Below are 7,013 nucleotides of genomic sequence, written 5' to 3' on the forward strand. Positions count from 1 at the left end.
GCCCGCCTGGCCGTCGTCTCATCGACCGCCGTCGCCCGCCCGCTCGCCGGCGGCGCCAACTACGCCGCCGTCAAGGCCGCGACCGAGGCCTGGACGCGCGCGGTCGCGCAGGGCTTCGCCAAGGACGCCCGGGATGCCGGACGACCCCTGACGACGGCATCCACGATCTTCCGCGTGAAGGCGCTCGCCGGCCTCGAGGACGCGCTCGCCCGCGCGTACGTCGACCTGTGGGACCTGCCCGCCACCGATGTCAACGACCAGATCATCGATCTGACGGCGCCCTAACCCGTCGACCCTTCAGGCGCCCGCCGAGGATCTCGGGCCCCCGCCCGGGCGCCGTTCCTGAGGAGTGCGCGTCGCGCCGACCGAACTAGATTGGACCCTCGTGACCACCATCCACGACCCGAACCTGCGCGGCTTCGCCAGCGACAACTACTCCGGCATCCACCCCGAGGTGCTCGCGGCCATCGCCGCCGCCAACGACGGGCACCAGGTCGCCTACGGCGACGACGTGTACACCGAGCGTCTGCAGGACGTCATGGCCCGTCACTTCGGCGAGGGCGTCGAGGCGTATCCCGTGTTCAACGGCACCGGCGCGAACGTCGTCGGACTGCAGTCGATGCTCCCGCGCTGGGGCGCCGTGGTCTCGGCCGGCACCGCCCACATCAACGTCGACGAGGGCGGAGCACCCGAACGCGTCGCGGGCATCAAGCTGCTCACCGTGCCCACCGACGACGGCAAGCTCACCCCCGAGCTCATCGACCGCGAGGCCTGGGGCTGGGGCGACGAGCACCGCGCGCAGCCGCTGGTCGTCTCGATCACGCAGTCGACCGAGCTGGGCACGCTCTACACGCCCGGCGAGATCAAGACGATCGCCGACCACGCGCACAGCCTGGGCATGCACGTCCACATGGACGGCTCGCGGATCTCGAACGCCGCGGCATCCCTCGGCGTGCCGTTCCGCGAGTTCACGCGCGACGCCGGCGTCGATGTGCTGAGCTTCGGCGGCACCAAGAACGGCGCGATGCTCGGAGAGGCCGTCGTCGTGCTGAACCTCGAGGCGTCGACCGGCCTGAAGTTCCTGCGCAAGCTCGACATGCAGCTCGCCTCCAAGATGCGCTTCGTGTCCGCACAGCTCCTCGCCCTGCTGGAGGGCGACCTGTGGCTGCGCAACGCGTCGCACTCCAACGCCATGGCGCAGCGCCTGCGGTCGGGGATCGAGGCGGGCCTCACCGACGGTTCGATCCGCGGCGTCGCGTTCACGCAGCCGACCCAGGCGAACGGCGTGTTCGCCACCCTCCCCGACGGAGTCGCCGACCGCCTGCGGTCGTCGTTCCGCTTCTACGCCTGGGATGCCGCGAAGAACGAGGTCCGCTGGATGTGCTCGTTCGACACGTCCGAGAACGACATCGACGCATTCCTCGCCGCGATCGCCCGCGAGACGACCGCGGCCTGAACTCGCGCCGGTGCGGGGCCGGCCCGCGCGCGACCGGCGACACGAAACGCCTAGACCTTTCGCAAGGTCCAGGCGTTTCGTGTTCCGGCGCCGAGGCGCCCTTCGTTCGACGAGCCGGTCAGCGTTCCTCGGAGTCGGCCGCCTCAGACTGATCGGCGGTCTCGGTGTCCTCCGCCTCGGGCTGGGCCTCGTCGGCCTCGTCCTCTGCCGCTGCCGCGGCGTCGTCCGCCACCTCGGCCTCGTCCTCGCCCCGGTCCTCGTCTGCGGCCTCGTCGTAAGGCGCAGCCTCGTCCTCGGTCCGGACGTCAGCGGTCTCTTCCTCGCGCGCGGTCTCGACGGCCTCAGGCCCCGCGGTCTCGGGCTCCGCGGCCTCGGCGCCCTCGTCCAGTCGGGCTGCGGCATCCGCGTCAGTGGCGCTCTCGCTCGCCGCCGCGGCCGGGCGCCCGCCCTCGGGGCGGATGAGCTCCTTGACCTCGGCCATGAAGCTCATGAGCTGGTGCTGCTGCCAGCGCAGCTGGCGCGTGCGGTCCTCGGCGTCGCGCAGTACGGAGTCGGAGTGGGTGGTCACGAGCGACATGATGCGCTCGGCCTTGAGGTGCGCCTGCTCGAGGTGCTCACGGGCGCGCAGCTGCGCGTCGGCCTCGATCTGCTGCGACTGGGCGCGCATGAGGCGCTCGAAGTCCTCCGCCTTCGCCGACACGCGCTGAGCGTGGTCGAGCGACGCCGCGACCTGCTCGTTGGCGTCCTGCGTGATGCGCTCGGCGTGGGCGACGGCCTGGTTGTGCAGCACCAGGAACTCCTGGTGCGCGTCGTCCTGGCGACGGGTGAGCGATGCCTCGAACTCGAGCGCGCGCAGCCGCAGCTCGCGCACCGCCTCCTCCGCCTCGGCGCGGTCGCGGGCCGTCTCGCGGGCCACGGTCGAGCGCAGCATCGCCGCACCCTTCTCGGCCTCGGAGCGGATGGCGGCCGCCTCGCGCTCCGCCTGCGACACCTTCTCGGCGGCATGGGCGGTCTCGCGCTCGATGCGCGCCTCGTGAGCGGTCAGCTCGGTGTCGATCTTCAGCCGCACCTGCTGGGCCTCGTGCTGCGCCTGCGACACGATGGCCTCGGCCTCGGCGACCGCCGTCGTGCGCCGGTTGGCGATCTCTTCGCGTGCGGCCTCGAGCAGGCGGTCGCCCTGCACGCTGGCGTTGCGGATGAGCAGGCTCGCCTGGTCCTCGGCGACGCGCAGCACCTCTTCGAACTTCTGACGGTTCGGGGACTCGGTCGTGGCGCCGACGAGCTCGTCGGTGAGAGCCTGCACGCGCTGCTCGGCGTCGCTCAGCCGGGTGTTCGCGACCTCCAGCTCGGCCCGCAGACGCTCGGTCTCGTCGCCCTCTTCGGCGCGCGCCGCCGCGGCCTGGTCGGCCGCCTGCTTCAGCGCCTCCTGATGGCGGGCGTCGGCCTCGTCGAGCTCCGCCTTGAGCCGCTCGATCTCGGCTTCGCGAGCGGCGATGCTCGCGTCGATCTCGGCCTGACGCGCGGCGATCGCCGCGTCGACCTCGGCCTGGCGCCGCTCGGTGGCCGCCTGCAGCTCGGCTTCCAGGCGCTCTGCCTTCGCGCGGCTCTGGGCGACGGCAGCACCGGCACGACGCTGGTGCTGCTTCAGCTGTGCGACCTCGTCGGACGCGGCGCGCACGCGGGCGTCGAGCCCAGCGATCGCGGCATCCACCTCATCCTTGTCGTAGCCGCGGAACGTGGTGGTGAAGCCTGAGCCGAAGGCTGTCGTCGCAGGTTCGCTGAGGAGGTTGTCGAACGGGGACGGGTCTTCGGAGCCGGGGCTCTGGAGGCCTGCTGCGTTGTCGGACATCTGGTGCCTTCCGCTTCTTTGCTGATCGCTGTGAGAGGGGTTTCGCGGCGTCGGCGAGCGTTCGGCGGAAGGGATGCGGCCACCGCCCACTCGGCGTGCCGGCGACCGGGGCGCCGGCACGCGAGCAGCGAAGACCGCCTCGCCCTCGACGACACCGGGGGGTTGTGCCGGCAGGGGTGACTGCGCATCGGGTAGCTGAACCTTACCCCGCCGGGCTGTGTCTGCGAAACGGGAGTTCGGGTCAGTCTCCGGCGAGCCAATCCCGGTACGCGTCGAACGTCGTCGGACGCCCGAGGAACGCCTCGACGAGGTCGCTCGCGTCGCGGGACCCGCCGCGCTCGAGCACCTCCGTGCGGTAGCGCAGCGCGGCGTCGGCATCCATGAGTCCGGCGCTGAATCCGCTCAGCAGATCCCGCGCGATCACGAGGCTCCACTGGTACGTGTAGTAGCACGCGCCATAGCCGGTGAGGTGGCCGAACCCCGCGTAGGGGTGGACGCCGCGCAGCGGCTGGACGGGGCTCGTCGACGCGTAGAGACGCTCGGTCTCGGCCTGCAGATCCGCCGGCCGGTCGACGTGCAGGCGGTACGACACGTTCGCGTGCCCGAGCTGTCGACGCACCTCCAGCCCGCGGCCGAACCCGTCCGCGGTGCGCATGCGTGCCACGAGCTCGGCCGGGATCGGCTGGCCGTCGGCGTCGACCGCGAACGAGGCGAGGACGCCGGCATCCCATGCCCACTCCTCGAGCAGCTGACTGGGCGCCTCGACGAAGTCCCACTCGGTCGCGACGCCGCTGAACCGGGCGAAGCGCTGGCGGCCGCCCAGGATGTCGTGCACCAGATGCCCGAACTCGTGGAAGAACGTCACCACCTCGTCGTGCTCCAGCAGGCCGCGCGAGAAGTTGCACAGCAGGGCGGCCTCGGGGAGCACGCGGCCGGCGACCCCGGGAGCGATCGGGAAGCACGCCGCGTGGCTGAACTTGCCTTCGCGCGGGTGCAGGTCGAGGTGGATGCGCCCGAGGCGGTCTGCGCCGCGCACGAGGTCGTAGCTGCGCACGTCGTCGTGCCACGCGGGGGAGTCGACCGGAACGTACTCGACGTCGAACAGCCGCCCGGTCACGTCGAGCACCCCGGCGGCGACCTGTTCGAACGGCAGGTACGAGCGCACGAGCTGCGCGTCGACGTCGTACTGCTCGCGCTTGATCGCCCCGAGCAGGTACCAGAAGTCGGCGATGGTGACCTCGTCGGCCTCGGGCACGTCGCGCCGCAGTCGCTCCAGCAGCACCGGGTACTCCGCTTCGGCGGCGGGGAGGGATGCCGCATCCAGCCGCTCCAGGAACGCGGGGATCGCGCCACCCGAACCGATCATGCGCGTCTCGGTCTCGTAGTCGGCCCAGTCCGCGTAGCCGAGCAGGCGTGCGCGCTCGGCGCGCACCTCGAGCAGTTCGGCCAGCACGGCGTCGTTCTCGGGCCACGCGAGGTCGTTGTAGGCGCCGACGAGCGCGAGGCGGGTGGCCCGGTCGGTGGCGTACTCCCGGACGGGCATGAGATCGGGGTAGTCGGTCGACAGGGTGACCATGCCCTCGTCGTCGGCCGGGTGCGCGTCCACGAAGTCCTGCGGCAGGCCGGCGAGGCCCGCGGCCGGCACCCTGATCTGCCGTCGCCCGTCGCGGATGTTGCGCGAGAAGGTCAGCGACAGCTCGGTGTCGCGGTCGGCGAGCTGCCGCACGCGCTCCCGGTCGGCATCCGACAGTTCCACTCCCCCGCGGCGGAAGTCGCGGAGCACATGGTGGAGCAGCCGCGCCTGGTCGTCGTCGAGGCGCTCCCCCGGGGCATCCGCGAACCCCCGCCAGAGCTCCCGGTCGAGCAGGCGCGCGGACGACAGGGACTCCACCGCCTGCACCTGCTGCTCGGCGATCTCGCGCACATCGGCGTCAGGGTGCGCCTCGCTCACGATGTACGCCTCGTTCATGGCCTCGCTCAGGGCGATGTCGGCGTCATTCCAGAGGTCCAGGCGCTCGGCGGCGTCGAGGCCGGCCTCGCTCCGCAGGCGCTCATCGACCTCCCGCACGAACGCGATGCGGGCCGCAGGTCGGTCGGAGACGAAAGCCGCCCACCCGGCGGCGTCGGCGGGGAAGGGAAGGGGTTCGGGGGTCACCCTGCGAGCCTAGGGGCCCGCCCCGGCGCCGCGCGAGAGATCGGGCGGGTGTTCAGCGCAACGCGCCGACGCTGGCCAGGGCGAGGCGCACGAGCGTGCCGCGGCCGCCCTCCATCTCGGCGGCGAGCGCGTCGGAGGATGCCTCCTCGGGGGTCAGCCACGTGACCTCGAGGGCGTCCTGGCGAGGCTCGCAGGTGCCCGTCACCGGCACCACGAACGCCAGCGACACCGCGTGCTGACGGTCGTCGTGATAGGCGCTCACCCCGGGGAGCGGAAAGTACTCGGCGACCGTGAAAGGCGTCGGCTGCGGCGGGAGCAGCGGGAACGCCATCGGTCCCAGGTCGTTCTCCAGATGCCGGAAGAGCGCATCCCGCACGGTCTCGCCGTAGCGCACCCTGCCCGACACGATCGTGCGGCTGATCTCGCCGAGGGGCGAGGCGCGCAGCAGCAGCCCCACCGATGTCACCTGCCCCATGCCGTCGGTGCGCACCGGAACGCCCTCGACGTAGAGCATCGGCAGCCGGCGACGAGCCTCTTCGAGCTCGATGTCGCTCAGCCACGCGGGGTTGGAGATGTTGCCGGCAGGCGGGCCGAACGGCTCGTCGCCCGCAGGTTCGGGGTCGGGAGTGCGCACGGACATGCCTCCTGTATACCCCGCGCAGGCCTCCTTCGCCGATCGCCGACGCCGTGGGCGCGCGGATGGGAGGATGTCGGCATGACGGAAGCGCTCGTGCTCGACGCCGACGCCGTCCTGTGGTCGGCCGATCGGGACGCCCTCGCGGGGCGGCATCTGCTGCTCCTGCTCCACGGCTACGGCGCCGACGAGCACGACCTCTACCCGCTGCGCGCCTACCTGCCCGAGCAGTTCGCCGTCGCGAGCCTGGCCGCACCGCTGGTGCCGCCGTGGCCCGCTCCCGGGCGCTCCTGGTACCCGATCGACGGGCTCGACGGACGAGACCCGTCGCACGTCACCCGTGCCGCCGAGGCCGTGATCGCCTGGGCCGACGCCCACGCGGCGGCTGCGGCATCCGTCGGCCTCCTCGGGTTCTCGCAGGGCGGTGCGGTCTCGCTGCAGGCGATGCGACTCGCCCCGACGCGGTTCGCGTTCGCCGTCAACCTGTCGGGGTACGTCACGCCGGGCGAGCTGCCGCTGGATGCCGAGCTCGCCGAGCGGCGACCCCCGATCTTCTGGGGGCGGGGAACGAACGACGACGTGATCCCGGGGTTCCTCGTGGAGCACACGACACAGTGGCTTCCGGAGCGCGTCGACCTCAGCGGCCGCGTCTACCAGGGCCTCACCCACAGCGTCTCGGAGGCGGAGCTCGCCGACGTGCGCACGTTCCTCGACAAGCGGCTCGACGAGCTCTCCGCGGCCGACTGACCCGGAACCTCTCACTGGCGGCATCCAGCCGCGTCCGCTATCGTTGCCGACGGCCTTGTCCCCTCGGTGAGGAAATCCATTGAAGAACGTCGACGCGACCGCGCTGTAATCGCGCTGATCCGTCGTTCCTCGACGCACCAGCGCTTGAAGATTTCGCGCTGGCCCGTCGATC

5 protein-coding genes and 1 pseudogene are annotated in these 7,013 nt (G+C 71.9%); 3 read left to right on the forward strand and 3 right to left on the reverse strand.

From position 1 onward, the window contains the following. Together ACTHNQ_RS10010 and ACTHNQ_RS10015 are read left to right on the forward strand one after the other, a co-directional pair. Positions 1-285: pseudogene (locus ACTHNQ_RS10010) on the forward strand (alcohol dehydrogenase); the annotation flags it as partial. Positions 286-385: 100 nt separating this feature from the next. Further along, a complete protein-coding gene (locus ACTHNQ_RS10015; protein ID WP_440333234.1) occupies positions 386-1,456 on the forward strand; it encodes a threonine aldolase family protein in 1,071 nt (356 codons plus the stop codon). Between the two features lie 118 nt (positions 1,457-1,574). On the opposite strand, the gene ACTHNQ_RS10020 is transcribed toward ACTHNQ_RS10015, so the two are convergent. The 3 genes from ACTHNQ_RS10020 to ACTHNQ_RS10030 all read right to left on the reverse strand — a co-directional run bounded on the left by ACTHNQ_RS10020 (position 1,575) and on the right by ACTHNQ_RS10030 (position 6,100). Further along, complete coding sequence (locus tag ACTHNQ_RS10020) at positions 1,575-3,305, reverse strand: hypothetical protein (RefSeq protein WP_440333235.1); 1,731 nt, start codon at positions 3,303-3,305, stop codon at positions 1,575-1,577. Between the two features lie 241 nt (positions 3,306-3,546). Continuing rightward, positions 3,547-5,460 (reverse strand): M3 family metallopeptidase, encoded by a 1,914-nt coding sequence (locus tag ACTHNQ_RS10025; RefSeq protein ID WP_440333236.1) that lies wholly within the window; start codon positions 5,458-5,460, stop codon positions 3,547-3,549. Positions 5,461-5,512: 52 nt separating this feature from the next. Continuing rightward, positions 5,513-6,100 carry an NUDIX hydrolase family protein gene (locus tag ACTHNQ_RS10030; protein ID WP_018171381.1) on the reverse strand — a complete coding sequence of 196 codons (588 nt, stop codon included), beginning with the start codon at positions 6,098-6,100 and terminating at the stop codon, positions 5,513-5,515. A 75-nt stretch (positions 6,101-6,175) separates the two neighbouring features. Here ACTHNQ_RS10030 and ACTHNQ_RS10035 point away from each other — a divergent pair, with 75 nt between their 5' ends. Beyond that, positions 6,176-6,841 (forward strand): alpha/beta hydrolase, encoded by a 666-nt coding sequence (locus tag ACTHNQ_RS10035; protein WP_440333237.1) that lies wholly within the window; start codon positions 6,176-6,178, stop codon positions 6,839-6,841. Positions 6,842-7,013 lie beyond the last annotated feature (172 nt).

This window comes from Microbacterium sp. (assembly GCF_051953575.1).
GTDB lineage: Bacteria > Actinomycetota > Actinomycetes > Actinomycetales > Microbacteriaceae > Microbacterium.

Excerpts from the sequence above, each read along its gene's own strand:
- ACTHNQ_RS10020 (WP_440333235.1), bottom strand. The coding sequence starts at position 3,305 with ATGTCCGACAACGCAGCAGGCCTCCAGAGCCCCGGCTCCGAAGACCCG.
- ACTHNQ_RS10030 (WP_018171381.1), bottom strand. The coding sequence starts at position 6,100 with ATGTCCGTGCGCACTCCCGACCCCGAACCTGCGGGCGACGAGCCGTTC.
- ACTHNQ_RS10035 (WP_440333237.1), top strand. The coding sequence starts at position 6,176 with ATGACGGAAGCGCTCGTGCTCGACGCCGACGCCGTCCTGTGGTCGGCC.